We start from the raw sequence: 17376 nt of genomic DNA on the forward strand, positions 1-17376 counted from the left end.
GTAACAGTGTTCATGATTACTCATGATTATCAGAAAAAATAAAATATCGCAAAATCTTGCCAAAATCCCCAAAAACATATTGACAACCTGACGGAAAAGTATTAAATTAGAGCCATAAGGTAATCAAAAGGTTATCAACTACATCGTTAATAACATCATCAGAATAGGAGAGTGGACAATATGGGTTATACTTTCATGGTTCCGGCAAAGATCATTTCTGGCACGAACGTTATTGAAGAACTTGGTGAGCACATTCAGGGCAAAGGCACCAAGGCCCTGATCGTCACGGATCAGTTCATGGTTAAGTTTGGCAATGCTGCAAAAGTTGAGAATGCACTTGCCAAAGCCAACATCCCGTACGTCACCTTCGCTGGTGCAAATTCGGAGCCGACGGACAAGATTGTGGATGCTGGCCTGAAAGTTTATCGCGAAGAAGGATGCGACTTCCTCGTAGCTCTCGGCGGCGGCAGCCCGATGGATACGGCAAAGGCCATCATGTTCATGTCGACGCAGCCGGAAGGCAAGAAGATCAACGAGTTCATGCATGTCAACATTGATATGCCGGTACCGTATCTCGTAGCCATCCCGACGACGGCAGGCACGGGCTCTGAAGTCACGAAGAACACGATCATTGCAGATACGGAAAACAACGTTAAGATGCTGCTCGGCGGCCCGTCGATCATCCCGGCACTCGCTGTTGTAGATCCGACCTTCACGATGACGGCTCCGCCATCCGTTACGGCTGCAACTGGTATCGATGCTCTGTGCCATTCGATTGAAGCTTATACGTCCCGCAAGGCACAGCCGCTCACGGATACGTTCGCACTTTCCGCGATCAAGAAGATTCATAAGAACCTGCCGATCTGCTACAAAGATGGCAAGAATGTCGAAGCCCGTCTGCAGATGAGCATTGCTGCTACGGAAGCCGGCATCGCCTTCAACAACGCTTCTGTCACGATCGTCCATGGCATGAGCCGTCCAATCGGTGCTCTGTTCCACATCGCTCATGGCGTTTCGAATGCCATCCTGCTGCCGGCCTGCATGAAGTTCGCCATCGAGGAGAACACGGCCCGCTTCGCTACGATCGGCCGCATCATGGGTGTTGCCGATGACAAGACGCCGGATCATGAAGCGGCTGAGGCCTTTGTTGCTGAAGTTACGCGCTTCTGCAAGGAAGTCGGCATTCCTTCGGCAGAATCCCTGCTCGAGCAGCGCGGCTTCAAGAAGGAAGACTTCCTCGCACAGCTCGACAAGATGGCTTCGGATGCCCTTGAGAGCGGCAGCCCGCAGAACACGATGCGCATCCCGACGAAGGAACAGCTCATCGAGATCTACAAGGAACTCTTCTAATATATACCGCAACAGATAGGAGGGGTGGTCATGCCACTCGTACATTTGACAGACCTGATCAATAAACCGGATAACACATACGCCATCGGCGCCTTCAATGTATCCGATATGGAGATGGCCATGGGGGCCATCAAGGCGGCAGAAGAGCTCCATGCTCCGCTGATTCTGCAGATTGCAGAAGGCCGCCTGCGCTATTCCCCGCTGGACCTTTTAGGACCTGTGATGGTAGCAGCAGCTAAGAAGTGCAAGATGCCGACAGCCGTACATCTTGACCACGGCGGCACGATGGAGACCATCAAGCTGGCTCTGGACCTTGGTTTTACTTCCGTCATGTTTGACGGTTCGAAATACCCGCTCGATGAAAACATCGCCCGTACGAAGGAAGTCGTCAAGCTCGCCAAGAGCTATGGCGCTGATGTCGAAGCCGAGATCGGCCGCGTCGGCGGCGCTGAAGGCGATTATAAGAGTGTCGATGTTCTCGTCACGAGTGTGGAAGAAGCCAAGCGCTTTGCAGAAGAAAGCGGCATTGATGCCATGGCAGTAGCCATTGGCACAGCTCATGGCAATTACAAGTCGACGCCGCATCTGCGCATTGACCGCCTGAAGGAAATCCACGAGGCTGTCAAGACGCCGCTCGTACTGCATGGCGGCACGGGTCTGACGGAGCAGGACTTCAAGAACTGCCTGGCCAACGGCATCCAGAAAATCAACATCGCCACGGCTTCGTACGATGCTTCGGCCAGAAAGATCAAAGAAGTCGCCGCTGCCAACCCAGAGGCAAAGTACTTTGACTTCAGCGATGCGATCGTTCAGGGCACTTACGAAAATGTCAAGAAACACATGCATATCTTCGGTCTCGAAAATAAGGCATGAGGAGGATAAATAACATGGCACTCATTACCTTTGATGAAAATAAAAAGCGCGATGTCGTTCTGATCGGCCGCGTTACGCTGGATTTCAATCCGAATGAATTGAACCGCACGCTTGACAAGGTCAAGACGTTCTCAATGTATCTGGGCGGTTCGCCGGGCAACATGGCCGTCGGCATCAACAAACTGGGCAAAAAGGTTGGCTTTATTGGCTGCGTGTCCGACGACCAGTTCGGCGACTTCGTTCTCAATTATTTCAATGAGCGCGGCATCGACACGACGCAGATGACCCGTGCAAAGCACGGTGAGCGCATGGGCCTGACGTTCACGGAAATCAAGAGCCCGACGGAGTCGAGCATCCTGATGTACCGCGACCAGGTCGCAGACCTCGAGATTACACCGGAAGATGTTGATGAGCAGTATATCGCCGACAGCAAGATCTTGATTGTCTCCGGTACGGCCCTTTCGAAGAGCCCGTCGCGTGAGGCATGCCTGCTCGCTGTACAGTACGCCAAGAAGCACAATACGCGCGTCATCTTCGATATCGACTATCGCCCGTACAGCTGGCGCAGCAAGAAGGACATTCAGATTTACTACTCGCTGCTCGCAAGCATGGCCGATGTCATCATCGGTTCGCGCGATGAGGTCAACCTCACGGAAGGCCTTGATGAAGAGGCTACGGAACCTGCTGATCACGTCATCGCTGAGAAATACATCGCTCAGGGTGCCAAGATCGTCATCATCAAACACGGCAAGAAGGGCTCGATTGCTTATACGGCAGACAAGAAAGCCTATAAGGTTGAGTCGTATCATATCAAACTCTTGAAATCGTTCGGCGGCGGCGACGCTTATGGCAGCGCCTTCGTTTATGGTCTGCTCGCAGGCTGGACGGTACCGCAGGCCCTGCAGCATGGCACGGCTCATGCCGCCATGGTCGTTGCCAGCCACAGCTGCTCCGATGCAATGCAGACGGTCGAACAGATCGATGCATTCATGCAGGAGCATAAGGATGAAAAAGTCATTACGGAACTCGATTGGGAGGCAGCATTATGAGATTCGGTCGTTTAGGTCAGCTCAAGCACGGCTATAATGCAATGACTACGCGCGAGAGCGATATGCTTATGGATATCGGTTATCAGGAAATGGATGAGAACGAGATCGTCGAGTTCGAAGATCCGCTTCAGGAAACCGCTTTTGTCATCACGACGGGCGATGTTGAGATTGCCTGGAATGGTCAGAAGGAAATCATGCACCGCGATTCTCTGCTCGACGAGAACCCGTACTGCCTGCATGTTCCCCGCAACACGAAGGTTGTCGTCAAAGCTCTGAAAAAATCGGAGCTCCTGATTCAGAAGACCATCAATGACCGCGATTTTGCACCGGTCTTCTACCGTCCGAAAGATGTACAGGCTGACGTCTTCGGCGGCGGTGTATGGCAGGGCACGGCAGAGCGTACGGTCCGTACGATTTTCGATTACGACAATGCACCGTACTCCAACATGGTCAACGGCGAAGTCATCATGACGCCGGGCTGCTGGACGGGCTACACGCCGCACAATCATCCGCAGCCGGAGGTTTACACGTATAAAGTAGACCGTCCGCAGGGCTTCGGCTGTGCCTTCATCGGCGATAACGTCTTTAAGATCGAAGACAACAGCTGGTCGGAGATTTCCGGCGGCTACATGCATCCGCAGTGCGCAGCTCCTGGTTATGCCATCTGGTACAGCTGGATGATCCGTCATCTCGATGGGGATCCATGGAAGAAGACGCGCAACGATCTGCCGGAGCACACGTGGCTCCTTGAGCCGGATGCCGACGAAAAGATTTGGCAGCCGCATAAAAAATAATCCTGAGTAATCCTGCATAAAGAGTGGAGGGTATCCAATGGCTAAGACAATCAGAATGACGGTAGCACAGGCTCTCGTCAAATTCCTCAATAATCAGTACGTAGAATTCGATGGCAAAGAAGTCCCAATGTTCGAAGGCATCTTCGGCATCTTCGGTCACGGCAACGTCGTCGGCCTCGGTGAAGCACTCGAAGAAGATCCGGGCCACCTGATCATGCGCATGGGCCGCAATGAGCAGGGCATGGCACATGCTGCTATCGGCTTTGCAAAACAGAAACGCCGTAAACAGATGTACGCCTGCACGTCGTCTGTAGGCCCAGGCGCTGCCAACATGGTCACGGCAGCTGCTACGGCTACGGCAAACTGCATCCCTGTTCTGTTCCTGCCGGGCGATACGTACGCCGACCGCCAGCCGGATCCGGTACTCCAGCAGATGGAGCAGACGGTAAGCCTGACGACGACGACGAATGATGCATTCCGCGCAGTCTGCAAATACTGGGACCGCGTAACGCGTCCGGAAATCCTCATGACGGCCTGCATTAACGCAATGCGCGTGCTCGCAGACCCTGCTGAGACGGGTGCTGTCTGCATCGCCCTGCCGCAGGATGTCGAGGGCGAGGCCTGGGATTATCCTGAGTACTTCTTCCAGAAACGCGTTCATCACATCGACCGCGTAAAACCGTCCGAGCGTGCGATTGAGGAAGCTGTCAAGGCCATTGCGAAAGCAGAGCGTCCGCTCCTGATCTTCGGCGGCGGCGTTAAGTACTCCGAAGCTGAGGATGTCTTCAAGAAATTCGCTGAGAAATACGGCATTCCGTTTGGCGAGACGCAGGCCGGCAAAGGCACGATTACTTGGGATTATCCGCTCAACATGGGCGGTGTCGGTGAGACGGGCGGCCTTGCTGCCAACACGCTGGCAAAAGATGCAGATGTTGTCATCGGCGTCGGCACGCGCTACACGGACTTCACGACGTCTTCGAAATGGATTTTCCAGAACCCGAACGTCCAGTATGTAAACATCAACGTTTCCCGCTTCCATGCTTATAAGCTCGACGGCATCCAGGTTGTCGGCGATGCCGGTGCAGCTCTTGAGATGCTCGACGAAGCTCTTGGCAAGACGGGCTATCATGTATCGGATGCTTATGCAGCTGACATCAAAGCAGCTAAAGAAGCTTATATCAAAGAAGTCGACCGTGTCTTCCATGTCCGCTTCACGGATAAGGACTACAAGCCGGAAGTTGAAGATGACTTTGATTTCGAAGAGGCTGTCAAGAACTACAAAGCAGCTGTTGGCGAGACGCTGCCGCAGACGCGTGTCCTCGGCATGCTCGAAGAATACATGGATCCGAACGGCATCATCGTCGGTGCATCGGGCTCCCTGCCGGGCGATCTGCAGCGTGTATGGCGTCCGAAGACGGTAGGCAGCTACCATGTTGAGTATGGCTTCTCCTGCATGGGCTATGAAGTCAACGCAGCTCTCGGCGTCAAGATTGCTGAGCCGGAGCGCGAAGTCTATGCTCTCGTCGGCGACTACGCTTACATGATGCTCCATTCCGAACTGCCGCAGTCGATCGCTGAGGGCAAGAAGATCAACGTCATCCTGTTCGATAACATGCAGGGCGGCTGCATCAACAACCTTGAGATTGGTCATGGCCAGGGCAGCTACGGCACCGAGTTCCGTTTCCGCAACAAGAAGACGGGCCAGCTCGACGGCGCGTATGTTCCGGTAGACTTTGCCATGAACGCACGTTCCTATGGCTGCGTTGCTTACACGGTTCATACGGAAGAGGAATTCAAGGCAGCTATGGAAGATGCTAAGAAACAGACGGTTTCGACGCTCATCGACTGCAAGGTTATGCCGAAGACGATGGTTCATGGCTACGGTGACTGGTGGCGTGTCGGCGTCGCACAGGTTTCCAAACTCGACAAAGTCAATAAGTGCTATGAAGATGTCATGAAACCGCATTACGACGCAGCTCGTAAATATTAATATTTAACGTTTTTTCTAGATGTATAAGAGGGCGCCTGCTGTTCTGCCTTTAAGCAGGGCGGCAGGAAGACCCATATTTAATATCATATTTTGGGGGTTTGTCAAAATGGCTAACATCAAACTTGGTATCGCTCCGATTGCTTGGACGAACGACGACATGCCGGACCTCGGCAAAGAGAACACCTTTGAGCAGTGCGTCAGTGAAATGGCTCTGGCTGGTTTCACGGGCTGCGAAATCGGCAACAAGTACCCGAAAGATCCAGCTGTCCTCAAGAAGGCACTTGATCTGCGCGGACTGCAGATTGCCAGCGCTTGGTTCAGCTCCTATCTGCTCACGCAGCCGTATGAGCAGGTCGAAAAAGACTTCATCAAACACTGCGAATTCCTCAAAGCTATGGGCGCTAAGTTCTGCAATGTTGCAGAGCAGGGCACGAGCGTTCAGGGCAAGCTCGACAAAGCTGTTTTCCGTGACAAACCGCATAACACGGAAGAGCAGTGGAAGACGCTGGCTGAAGGCCTCAACAAACTCGGCGCTGTCGCTAAGAAAATCGGCCTGACGATGACGTATCATCATCACATGGGCACCTGCGTCCAGACGACGGAAGAAATTGACCGCCTCATGGAAATGACGGATCCGGATCTCGTCTTCCTGCTTTATGATACGGGTCATCTCGTCTGCTCCGGTGAGGATCCAATCTATATCCTCAAGAAATATCTGCCGCGCATCCGCCACGTACATCTCAAGGATATCCGCATGGACGTACGCAACAAGGTCAAGGAAGAAAACATGAGCTTCCTCGCCGGCGTCCGCGCTGGTATGTTCACGGTACCGGGCGATGGCGATATCGACTTTGGTCCGATCTTCGACATCATCAACGCCAGCGACTATGATGGCTGGTTCATCGTCGAAGCTGAGCAGGATCCGGCAAAAGCCAACCCGCTCGAGTATGCGATCAAGGCTCGCAAGTACATCAAAGAAAAAGCACATATCTGATTGTCAAAAGACATCGGATTTTCAGGGGCTGCTCTCCTGTCCATCATGCAACATGGGCAGGGGGGCAGCCCCTTTTATCTGCCGTTCTCATCCCCTGTGCACTGCACAATATATTATATAGAAAGGAATTATCCCTATGGGAATCAGCATGATTGTCTTCAGCCTGATACTCCTGATGTTTTTCGCGTATCGCGGCTATTCCATTATCTTCATTGCACCGATTTTTGCGGTCGTGGCAGCTATCGGCAGCGGCCATGCTTCCATGCCGGTTTACAGCGAAATCTACATGACCAAGGCAGCTGAGTACATCAAGACGTATTATCCTGTTTTTCTGCTCGGCGCTGTTTTTGCCAAGATCATGGAGCAGGGCGGTCTCGCGGCTGCTGTTGCCGATAAGATTGTCACAGCACTCGGCCGTGATAAGGCCATCCTTGCCGTGCTCTTAGGCTGCGGTGTTTTGACATATGGTGGTCTTTCGGTTTTTGTCGTCGCCTTTGTCATGTATCCGTTTGCAGCCATCCTCTTTAAGCAGGCTGACATTCCGAAAAAACTTTTGCCGGGCCTGCTCTGGATGGGTATTTTTACCTACAGTATGGTGGCCATTCCGGGTACGCCGCAGATTCAGAACATCATCCCGACTTCTTTTTTCGGTACGTCGACGTGGTCTGCACCAATACTCGGCCTGATTGGCGGCGTGCTTTACTTCCTGCTGGCCTGGGGCTGGGTGAGCTATCGTCACAAAAAACTCAAGGCGAAGGGCGAGGGCTATGGCCATCACGTCCTCAATGAGCCGGAAGAATCGCGTGAGGCTCTGCCGGACTGGAGGCTTTCGGCTCTGCCGCTGCTGCTTGTCATTGTGCTGAACCTCATCATTAGCAATCCGTTTCATTGGGACTGGGCTTATCACTGGGATCCGACGAGCCTGGATTCTTTTGTACCGCTGCACCTTTCGCTGCTCGCGGGCGGTGTTGATAAGGTACAGGCCATCTGGTCCATCAATGCCGCGCTCATCGTCAGCTGTATTGCCGCGGCCATCATCGGCCGCAAGCGCCTGCGTCTTAAGGGCGGTCTCACGAAACCAATCAATACGGGCGCGATTGGTTCGACTACAGCCATTCTCAATGTCGCTTCCGGCTATGCCTATGGCTGCGTCATTGCCGCTCTGCCGGCTTTTGCCATCATCAAGGAAGCCCTGCTCGGCCTGCAGATTGGCGACGGTCCTTTGATGTCGGCCATCGTTACGACGGGCATTATGACAGGCGTGACGGGCTCATCTTCGGGCGGCATGACGATTGCCCTTGGCATGCTCGGTCAGGAATGGCTGGCCTGGGCCCAGCAGATTGGCATGAGTCCCGATGTCCTGCACCGCATCATCTGCATGGCTTCGGAATGCATTGATACGGTACCGCAGTCCGGTGCTCTTGTCACGCTGCTGGCTGTCTGCGGCCTCACGCACCGTGAATCGTACTACGATGTGGTCATTCTGACACTTCTCAAAACACTTGTCGTCTTTGTCTGCCTCGGAATCTATCTGGTTACGGGCATTGAATGATTTGCATGAAGTAATTTTTTTGGTGGTTCCCAACGTTTTTTGTAAATCTTGAAGGAAAGGAAGGGCTTATATGGACGAAGCAACCAAGCGAAAGACGTATTTCCTGCTCGCGGCAACTACGATTATCTGGGGCATTCAGCCGCTCTGCATCAAATGGCTGGTGGCAGTCTGGTCGCCTGTGACCATCACGGCCATGCGCTATTATCTGATCGGCACGACACTTTTGGCGCTGTCAGTTTACCGCGGTGAGAAACTCCTGCCGCCGCGCAGCTGCCTTTTGGGGCTCTTCCTCATGGGCGTGACGGGCATCGGCCTCAACAATGTCATGCAGTTTACCGGCCTGGGCATCTCGACCGTCACGAACTGCACCCTGATTGCAGCGGCCAGCCCTGCCATCACGGCCTTTCTCGCGGCAATTTTTGTCCGCGAGCGCTTGAGTCTCCTGGCCTGGGGCGGTATCGTCCTGTCTTTTGCGGGGGCTTTGATTGTCATCAGTCATGGTTCTCTTGAGGTTATGCGGACGCTGTCCTTTAATGAAGGCGATATTCTCTTTTTGCTCGCACAGGTCGCCTGGACCACGTATTCTCTTATTGCACTCAAGATCATGCGCCGCATGTCGGCCCTGCAGACAACGGGCTGGGCCGGCATCTTCGGCGCGTTTATCGTGACGGGCTATGGACTCATCACAGGGCAGTTTGCTCCTGTCATGCTGAGCACCTCTTTATGGCTGGCCTTTTTTTACACCGTTATCTTTGGCGGCGTTATGGCCATGCTGTTCTGGAATATCGGCGTGCACAATGCCGGTGCGAGCGTGACCTCGATTTTCCAGAACATCACACCGGTGGTCGGCATGATCGGCGGTGTGCTCTGCTTTGGTGAGGTTATTGGCTTCAAGGAGCTCGCTGGAGCCGCAGCAATTTTTGCCGGTGTCTATCTGACGACACATGGCGGGCTGAAATCATAATCTGGGAGAATTTCAAAGGAAACGTTTACTGGAAAAGGCGGGGAATGACAGGAATTTCCCCGTCTTTTTTATTGTTCATAGGGCAGAAAGCAATATTTTATAGCAAGATAATTCTTCATTGGCGTTATAACCTCAATAAAGCCTTGAAAATGCTAATGAGTCAAGCAAAAGAAAATCATAACTTACTCATAAAAGACAAAAAAGTATAGGCAAAATAGTGCGAAAACTATTAAAATATTATATAGACAGAGATGAAGAGAGACTTCATCCACAAGAAATATTTAATTCCATATTATTATTGGGAGGGGTTTTCAATGAGTAATCCAGGAGCAGCTCCGGCTGAATCCGGCGCGCATCTCTCTTGGCTGACGCGAATCGCGTATGGCCTCGGTGATACCGCACAGAACGTCGTTTGGGGTGCAATGGGCATCCTGACCTTCTTCTACACTGACTATGCTGGCATCGACCCAGCTATGGTTGGTCTGGTCATGTTGATTTCCCGTTGCTTCGATGGCTTCTCTGATGTCATCATGGGCTTCATCGTCGAGCGCACGAATTCCAAGTGGGGCAAATCAAGACCATGGATCCTCTGGATGAGCGTGCCATTCGCAATTTCTATCGTCCTTATTTATACGGTACCACATGGTTCGTCAGCTATGCAGTTTGCATACCTGTTCGTAACCTACAACCTCTGCACGACGGTCTGCTACACGGCCCTGAACCTGCCGTACGGCTCTCTGTCTGCGATGATGACGCGTTCTTCGAAAGAGCGTGACATGCTTTCCATCACGCGTATGTGCCTGTCCCCATGGGGCCGTATTCTTTCCGTTTCGGCCACGCTGCCGCTCGTCAAGATGTTCGGCGACAACCAGATGGCTTGGGTTGAAGTCATGAGCGTGTGGGCAATCGTAGCACTCTTCCTGCTTCTGTTCTGCTTCTCAAAATGTAAAGAAACAGTTGTTATTGAAGCTCGTGAAAAAGTCGCAAAAGTACCTGTCGGCAAAGCCCTCAAATGCCTTGCTGTCAACAAATACTTCTGGGCCGGCATGATTATCTGGATGATGCAGAACGTCATCTTCACGATTACTGGTACCATCCTGCCGTATTACTGCAAATACATCTTCATGAACGATTCGCTTTACAGCGGACTGTATCTCCTTGAAACACTCATCACGATTTTCGTCATGGCTGTCTTCAGCCCGAGACTCCTCAAACGCTTTGGCAAACGCAACATGAGTCTTGCCGGCGTCATCGTCTGCTTTGTCGGTCATGCAATCTTCCTTCTGAATCCGATGGACTTCAACTGGGTCGTCTTCAGCTGCGTTATCCGCGGCATCGGTTTTGCTCCTGTCCAGTCCGTTATCTTCGGTTTCCTCGGCGATGCTGTTGAGTATGGCCAGTGGAAGACGCATATCCGTCAGGAAGGCCTGATCTTCTCCGGCGGTTCCGTTGGTACGAAAGTCGGCTCCGGCCTCACGAGTGCAGCTCTTACGGGCCTGCTCTCCTATGTCGGTTATGTCGCTACTTCTTCGGGTGCTGTTGCTCAGTCCCAGGACGTTATCAACATGATTGTTTCGATCTATGAATGGGGCCCAATGTTCGTCTGGGCTGTCCTGATTCTCGTCCTTGCTTTCTACAAACTCGATAAGGTTTATCCGCAGATCATGCGTGACCTCGTTGCTCGTGAAGCAAAAGGCGAACTCTAAGATTCACTGTTAGATACAGCCGGCTCGATCCCTCGGGAGAGGCCGGCTTTGTTTTTGGAATTTGAAATTTAGAAAGAAGAGGGAAGTATTATGGAAAAGAACACTCTTGTTACGATTACACGTCAGTATGGCAGCGGCGGCCGCGAAGTTGCTGACCTTGTCGCGAAGAAAATGGGCGTACGCCGCTATGACCGCAAGGTCGTGGCCATGGCAGCTCAGAACATGGGCGAGGAAAACAATTTCCATGACCTCATCGACCGTTCCTACAACGCACCGGAGAACTGCATGGGCAACCTCGGCGACTATGCGTATGTCCGCGTGCCAATGCACAACCGCATGTACATCGAACAGGCAAAGGTTATTCTGGGCATTGCCAAGGAAGGCACGGGTGCCGTATTCCTCGGCCGCTGCGCTGACTATATCCTCAAGGACCATCCAAATACGTTCTCGTTCTTCATCTATGCGGACGATGATTTCCGCCAGGAGCGCGCCAAGACGCATTATGCCGGCCATACGCTCAAAGACCTCGATGCCGAAGACAAGCACCGTGAGCAGTACTATGCGTACTACACGGGCCGCACCTGGGGCGATCCGCAGAACTACGATCTCATGATCAACACGAGCAAGATCTCGCTTGAAGCAGCAGCAGACCTCATCATCTCGTATATCGAGCTGCGTCAGAAACGCGCTGCTGAGAAAAAAGCCTGATTCTCCTTATTTCATAGAACAGGAAAAAGCCTTTCCTCTCTGGTTTTGCCAGGGGGAAAGGCTTTTTGTCGTCTTAAGTCTTATGAAGAATTTAGAAATCGAGATGGCGGAAGTCTGTCGGGGTCATGTGGTTGACGTGTTTGAAGGCGCGGGCAAAATGCGAGGCGCTGTTGAAACCGCAGTTTTCCGCGATGGTCTCGATGGAATCCGCGGTGGTCTGCAGCAGGTGTTTGGACTGGCGCAGGCGGTACTGCAGGACGTACTCATGCGGCGTGCAGCCGAGGTATTTCTTGAAGGTGCGGATGAAGTGCGAGGGACTCAGCAGGCATAGGCCGGCCAGCGTGTCGAGTTCAAGAGGCTCTGCATAATGTTCCTGAATATGCTGCAGGGCCGGCGCGAGGGTTTCGTTGACCGGCTGGGAACTGCCCTCTAAATTGGCGAGATTCATGAGAATGCGGTCAATGCGGTGTGAAAGGATCGCCTCGCTTTGCAGCGTATACTGTCCCATGGAGAGGATGCTCTGGAAGGTCGGCTCAAGCAGCGGAATATTCTCACCCGTGAAGAGCAGTCCGTTTTTTTCGAAGAGATAGCCTGTATAGGCGGCGCTTTCCGCTCCGCGGAAATGGAACCAGAGGAAGTCGCCGGCTTCCTGACAGCCGTAGATATGTGCGTAGCGGCAGTCGAGCAGCAGAACCTCACCGGCATGGGCGGCTGCCTTCTGTTCCCGGCTTTCAGCGTAGAAGACGCCGCTCTTTACGAACATCAGCAAAGAGGAATCGATGTACGGCCGCTTGACCCGGTAATTCTCCTGACAGTAAAAATGCCCGAACTCCGGTGTGTAATAAAGTGCCTGCTGGGCAAAACTCGAAGGGATCGAGAAGTCCATGAAGGACGGCGGCACAACGCCCTTATCGCGTATTTCCATGATGAACACCTCTTATCATATAGATGAAAATGGTGGATTTTCTTTTATTTTAATCCGAAACTATACAAAAATCAATAGAGTAATTTTTGTATAGTTTGTGCGAATTGTATGTAATGATTGCCAGCGCATAGAGAGATATAATATAACCAACGTAAGGAGCTAGAGCAAATGCAAAAGCCCCAAACAATCATGATTATACAAATTGAGGAGGAGTAAAAAATGAAAGAGATTCGTATTGGCCTCGTTGGCGCAGGTTGGATGGGCAAAGCACACAGCACGGCAATGCTCAATGAGCAGATGCTTTTTGGACCGGATTTCGGCGTACCTGTTTTTGAGATGGTCGCTGATAATAATGAAGAAAGTGCCAAGATCGCGCAGCATAAGATCGGTTTCCATCGCATGACGACGGACTGGCATGAGCTCGTGACGGATCCGGACATTGACCTCGTCGATATCGCTACGCCGAATGCCTTCCATTATGAAGTAGCTAAGGCTGCTCTTGAAAATGGCAAGAACGTATACTGCGAGAAACCGCTGTCGATTTCTCCGGCGGAGTCGGAAGAACTCGCAAAACTCGCTGCTGAAAAAGGCGTCATCAACTACGTCGGTTTCAACAACACGCGCAACCCGGCCAATGCTTATGTCCGCGAGCTCGTACAGAGCGGTGCACTCGGTGACATCATGCTCTTCATCGGCCGCTATGATCAGGACCAGCTGCTTGACCCGGATCTGCCGATCACGTGGCGCCACATCAACAAACTGGCCGGCTGCGGTGCACTCGGTGACCTCGGCTCGCATCTGCTGTCCGTCTCCCAGTTCATCATGGGCGACATCACGAAAGTCGATGCCATGAAGCGCACGATCTTCCCGGAGCGTCCAAAAGCAAAAGGCTCGAAGGAAATGGCAAAAGTCGAGAACGAGGATATCATTTCCTTCATGATGGAATATGCAAATGGTGCTACGGGCATGATTTCCTCGAGCCGTGTTGCTACGGGCCGCAAGAATTACCTCGCTTATGAGATTCAGGGCACGAAGGGCTCGGTCAAATACGATTTGGAGCGCATGGGTGAAGTACAGGTCTACTTCCAGTCGGATGATGAACGCGACCGCGGCTTCCGTCAGGTATTCCTGAACCCGAAACACAAGGGCTATTCCGCATTCCAGCCGGCCGGCGGCATTGCCATTGCCTACAACGATATGAAGATTCTCGAAGCACATGAGCTCTTCTCGGCAATCACGAAGGGTACGAAATATATCTGCAACTTCGAGTTCGGCTACAAGATTGACCGCACGGTCAAAGCCATCCTCGAGTCGGCTGACAAGCATGCATGGGTTGATGTAAAGTAAGGAGGCACGCAAAATGGCAATTCAGGTTGGCATTGCCCCAGATTCCTGGGGCGTATGGTTCCCAAAACATGAAAAACAGCCGTCCTGGGACCGCTGCCTCGATGAAATGGCAGAAGCAGGCTACGCCGGCGTAGAACTCGGCCCCTGGGGCTATTTCCCGAATACGGCACCGGAGCTCAAAAAAGAGCTCGACAAACGCAATCTCATCCTCGTGGCTGGCACGGTTGGCGGAAATTTCCTCGATGAGGATTCTGTGCAGGGCATGATGAAGACGATTGACGAGATGGCACCGGTACTCAGATGTTTTGCTCAGGCGAAGTATATCGTCATGCTGCCGCCGATGTACACGGACCTCGAGACGGGCGAAATTGCCATGAATCCGGAGCTCACGGATGAGGAATGGAAACGCTATGCTGATAACGTCCAGCGCGTTGCTGACCATGTGGCAAGCTACGGCCTCATTGGTACGTTCCATCCGCATGTCGACTCCCATGTTCAGACGGAGGCTCAGATTGAGCGTCTGCTGAAGGATACGAACGTCATGCTCTGCCTTGATACGGGCCATCACGTTTATGGCGGCGGCGAGCCGATTTCCTTCTATAAGAAGCATGCAGACCGCATTCCGTACATCCATATCAAGGACTGCGACCTTGCTGTCAAGGCACAGATGGACAAGGAACATTGGTCGTTTGCCAAGGCCGTGACAGAAGATATCATGGTCGAGCCGGGCAAAGGCAGCATTGACTTCAAGAAGTTCCATGACGCTTTGGTGGAAAAGGGCTATGACGGCTGGTGCGTCGTCGAGCAGGACCTGTTCCCTGTCAAATCGTTTGACATTCCGCTCAAACTGGCGAAAAAAGGACGCGAGAATCTGCGTGCTGCCGGTTTCTGCTAAGCACCGTTCTTGCTGCCCCCACTTGACTGCTGCTTTTGTTTCTCTTATGCAAAAACAGAAAACCTACTCCTAAATGATCCCGTAATGGCGGGAAAAGCCTTCCCAGACGCGCGGAAGGCTTTCTTTTTCGGCAAATTTGGGAAATCGTGAATGATATAATCTGTCGGTTCATAAATAAGCATTATAAGCATTGGCATTAAAGGAGGAATTTCGATGACAGGACAAACAGGACCTGCAGCGCAGGTGACGCAGACCACTGCAGATAAGCTCTCCTGGTTTACCCGCATTTCCTATGGCCTCGGCGATACGGCACAGAACGTCGTCTGGGGTGCGATGAGTATTTTGACGTTCTTCTACACGGATTATGCCGGCGTTGACCCCGCGGTCGTCGGTGTGGTCATGCTGCTTTCGCGCTGTTTTGATGGTTTTTCCGATGTCTGCATGGGCTTCATTGTCGAACGCACGCATTCGAAATGGGGCAAGGCACGTCCCTGGATTCTCTGGATGAGCCTGCCATTTGCCATTTCCATCGTGCTTCTCTACATGGTACCGCAAGGTTCGACGGCCCTGCAGTTTGCTTATATTTTTGTAACGTATAATTTCTGTACGACCATCTGCTACACGGCCATGAATCTCCCGTATGGCAGTCTTTCGGCCCTGATGACGCATCTTTCCAAGGAGCGCGATATGCTCTCCATCACGCGTATGACGCTTTCCCCGCTTGGCAAGATCCTTGCCGTTTCGGCGACTCTGCCGCTCGTCAAATTCTTTGGCGATTCCCAGATGGCCTGGATTGAAGTCATGAGCCTTTGGGCTGTCGTCGCCCTGCTGCTTCTGCTGCTCTGCTTCTATAAATGCGAGGAGAAAGTCAAGCCGTCCCCAAAGAAAAAGGCCGAGAAGATCCCCGCTAAGATTGCCCTCAAAGCCCTCGGGCTCAATAAATACTTCTGGATGGCCACGGGGCTCTGGACGATGCAGGCCTGCATTGCCTTGTTTACCGGTACCATCCTGCCGTACTACTGCAAGTACATTTTCATGGATGATTCGCTTTACAGCATCCTGTTCCTCGTCGAGACGTTCACGACAATTATCGCGACGATGCTGTTCTGCCCGAAGCTCCTGAAGAGATTCGGCAAGCGCAATATGTCGCTCTACGGCATCATTTTGGCGTTCTTCGGACATTTGGTCTATTTGCTGGACCCGTACAGCTTCAACTGGGTGCTGTTCAGCTGCTTTATCCGCGGTCTCTGCTTTGCGCCGCTGAATTCCGTTATTTTCGGTTTCTTCGGCGATGTAGTCGACTACAGCCAGTGGAAATTCCACATTCGTCAGGAAGGCCTGATTTTCTCGGGCGGCTCTGTCGGCAATAAGATTGGCGGCGGCCTTGTCAGTGCCCTGCTCACAGGTCTTCTGTCGTATGCCGGCTACGTCTCTTCGGCGACGGCCTCGGCTGCCCAGCCGCAGAGTGCGATTGACATGATCGTGGCTCTCTATGAATACGGCCCGCTCGTCATCTGGGCCATCGTCATTGTCATTCTTTACTGCTACAAACTCGACCAGCTCTATCCGAGAATCATGCGGGATCTCGTGGCAAGAGCTGCCCGCGGTGAAGACTGATGAAGAGAGATACGCAGATTTTTTGAATATTTGGCAAGACTGTTCCAGACTTTGAGCAGTCTTGCTGTTTTTATGCGATTTTTCCGCAAGATAGGAACTGTTTTTTCTTTATGAACGTGGTAATATAAAGAGTATATATTGAGCAGATTGGTTCTCTGTACTTCTGTGGAAAGAGGGGATTCCCTTGGTTAAGGCATTATTGCTGATTTATTTGATATGGGGCATGAATTGGGTTGTCATGAAAACGGCCAATACATTTTTCCCGCCCATTACGTTTGTGGCGTACCGTTTTCTCTTTGGCGCTGTCGTGCTGCTGTCGGTCTGGCTCTGGCTGCGTCTGCCGCTGCCAAAGAAAAAATACTGGCCGTGGATTTTCCTCACGGGCATTCTGCAGATGGGGCTCAACAACATTGCGGCCCAGACGAGCATGCTGACGCTCGGTGCCGGCATGGTTTCGGTGCTCAATTACAGCATGCCGGTGTTTGCGGCGGTTATGGCGCATTTTCTGCTCGGGGAGAAATTGACCTGGCGCAAGGGATTTGGCATTATTCTGGCCCTTGCCGGCATGGTCGTCCTCATGGATGTACACGCGGGCGGCAGCATTACGGCCAT

At 52.4% G+C, this 17376-nt stretch carries 15 protein-coding genes; 14 read left to right on the top strand and 1 reads right to left on the bottom strand.

Annotation, left to right across the window (positions count from 1 at the left end):
- Window positions 1-180 precede the first annotated feature (180 nt).
- From ACI4OH_RS07145 to ACI4OH_RS07190, 10 genes are all read left to right on the top strand, one after another.
- Entirely contained in the window at window positions 181-1350 is a 1170-nt protein-coding gene (locus tag ACI4OH_RS07145) for an iron-containing alcohol dehydrogenase (protein ID WP_432645947.1), read from the top strand.
- 30 nt (window positions 1351-1380) lie between these two features.
- The gene (locus tag ACI4OH_RS07150; RefSeq protein ID WP_435721459.1) at window positions 1381-2223 is read left to right on the top strand and encodes a class II fructose-bisphosphate aldolase; all 843 of its coding nucleotides are present in this window, start codon (window positions 1381-1383) and stop codon (window positions 2221-2223) included.
- A gap of 14 nt (window positions 2224-2237) precedes the next feature.
- Window positions 2238-3272: a 5-dehydro-2-deoxygluconokinase gene (iolC, locus tag ACI4OH_RS07155; RefSeq protein ID WP_295634910.1), complete on the top strand. Its 1035-nt coding sequence runs from the start codon at window positions 2238-2240 to the stop codon at window positions 3270-3272.
- The gene (locus ACI4OH_RS07160) at window positions 3269-4066 is read left to right on the top strand and encodes a 5-deoxy-glucuronate isomerase (RefSeq protein ID WP_432645945.1); all 798 of its coding nucleotides are present in this window, start codon (window positions 3269-3271) and stop codon (window positions 4064-4066) included. Before iolC ends, ACI4OH_RS07160 begins: the two co-directional genes overlap by 4 nt.
- A gap of 37 nt (window positions 4067-4103) precedes the next feature.
- Window positions 4104-6056, top strand: coding sequence for a 3D-(3,5/4)-trihydroxycyclohexane-1,2-dione acylhydrolase (decyclizing) (gene iolD, locus ACI4OH_RS07165; RefSeq protein WP_439784495.1), 1953 nt, complete (start codon window positions 4104-4106; stop codon window positions 6054-6056).
- A 106-nt stretch (window positions 6057-6162) separates the two neighbouring features.
- Window positions 6163-7050, top strand: coding sequence for a myo-inosose-2 dehydratase (gene iolE / locus ACI4OH_RS07170; RefSeq protein WP_432645943.1), 888 nt, complete (start codon window positions 6163-6165; stop codon window positions 7048-7050).
- A 136-nt stretch (window positions 7051-7186) separates the two neighbouring features.
- The gene (locus ACI4OH_RS07175; protein WP_435721458.1) at window positions 7187-8602 is read left to right on the top strand and encodes a GntP family permease; all 1416 of its coding nucleotides are present in this window, start codon (window positions 7187-7189) and stop codon (window positions 8600-8602) included.
- Between the two features lie 70 nt (window positions 8603-8672).
- A complete protein-coding gene (locus ACI4OH_RS07180) occupies window positions 8673-9566 on the top strand; it encodes a DMT family transporter (RefSeq protein ID WP_439784496.1) in 894 nt (297 codons plus the stop codon).
- A gap of 314 nt (window positions 9567-9880) precedes the next feature.
- Window positions 9881-11272, top strand: coding sequence for an MFS transporter (locus ACI4OH_RS07185; protein ID WP_432645940.1), 1392 nt, complete (start codon window positions 9881-9883; stop codon window positions 11270-11272).
- Between the two features lie 90 nt (window positions 11273-11362).
- Window positions 11363-11980, top strand: a complete 618-nt coding sequence (locus ACI4OH_RS07190) for a cytidylate kinase-like family protein (protein WP_432645939.1) — start codon at window positions 11363-11365, stop codon at window positions 11978-11980.
- 91 nt (window positions 11981-12071) lie between these two features.
- Here ACI4OH_RS07190 and ACI4OH_RS07195 read toward each other — a convergent pair whose 3' ends face one another.
- Window positions 12072-12905 (bottom strand): helix-turn-helix domain-containing protein, encoded by an 834-nt coding sequence (locus ACI4OH_RS07195; protein ID WP_432645938.1) that lies wholly within the window; start codon window positions 12903-12905, stop codon window positions 12072-12074.
- A gap of 219 nt (window positions 12906-13124) precedes the next feature.
- Between ACI4OH_RS07195 and ACI4OH_RS07200 the strand changes: the two genes are divergently transcribed.
- The 4 genes from ACI4OH_RS07200 to ACI4OH_RS07215 form a co-directional block, all read left to right on the top strand.
- Complete coding sequence (locus ACI4OH_RS07200; protein ID WP_439784497.1) at window positions 13125-14252, top strand: Gfo/Idh/MocA family protein; 1128 nt, start codon at window positions 13125-13127, stop codon at window positions 14250-14252.
- Between the two features lie 13 nt (window positions 14253-14265).
- On the top strand, window positions 14266-15147 hold the full coding sequence (locus tag ACI4OH_RS07205) for a sugar phosphate isomerase/epimerase family protein (RefSeq protein ID WP_432645936.1): 882 nt from the start codon (window positions 14266-14268) through the stop codon (window positions 15145-15147).
- 213 nt (window positions 15148-15360) lie between these two features.
- Window positions 15361-16764, top strand: a complete 1404-nt coding sequence (locus ACI4OH_RS07210; RefSeq protein WP_435721455.1) for an MFS transporter — start codon at window positions 15361-15363, stop codon at window positions 16762-16764.
- A gap of 184 nt (window positions 16765-16948) precedes the next feature.
- Window positions 16949-17376 (top strand): DMT family transporter (locus tag ACI4OH_RS07215; RefSeq protein ID WP_439784498.1); only part of this gene is annotated, 428 nt, incomplete at its 3' end.

The sequence above is a fragment of the Mitsuokella apri genome, assembly GCF_051886055.1.
Classification (GTDB): domain Bacteria; phylum Bacillota; class Negativicutes; order Selenomonadales; family Selenomonadaceae; genus Mitsuokella.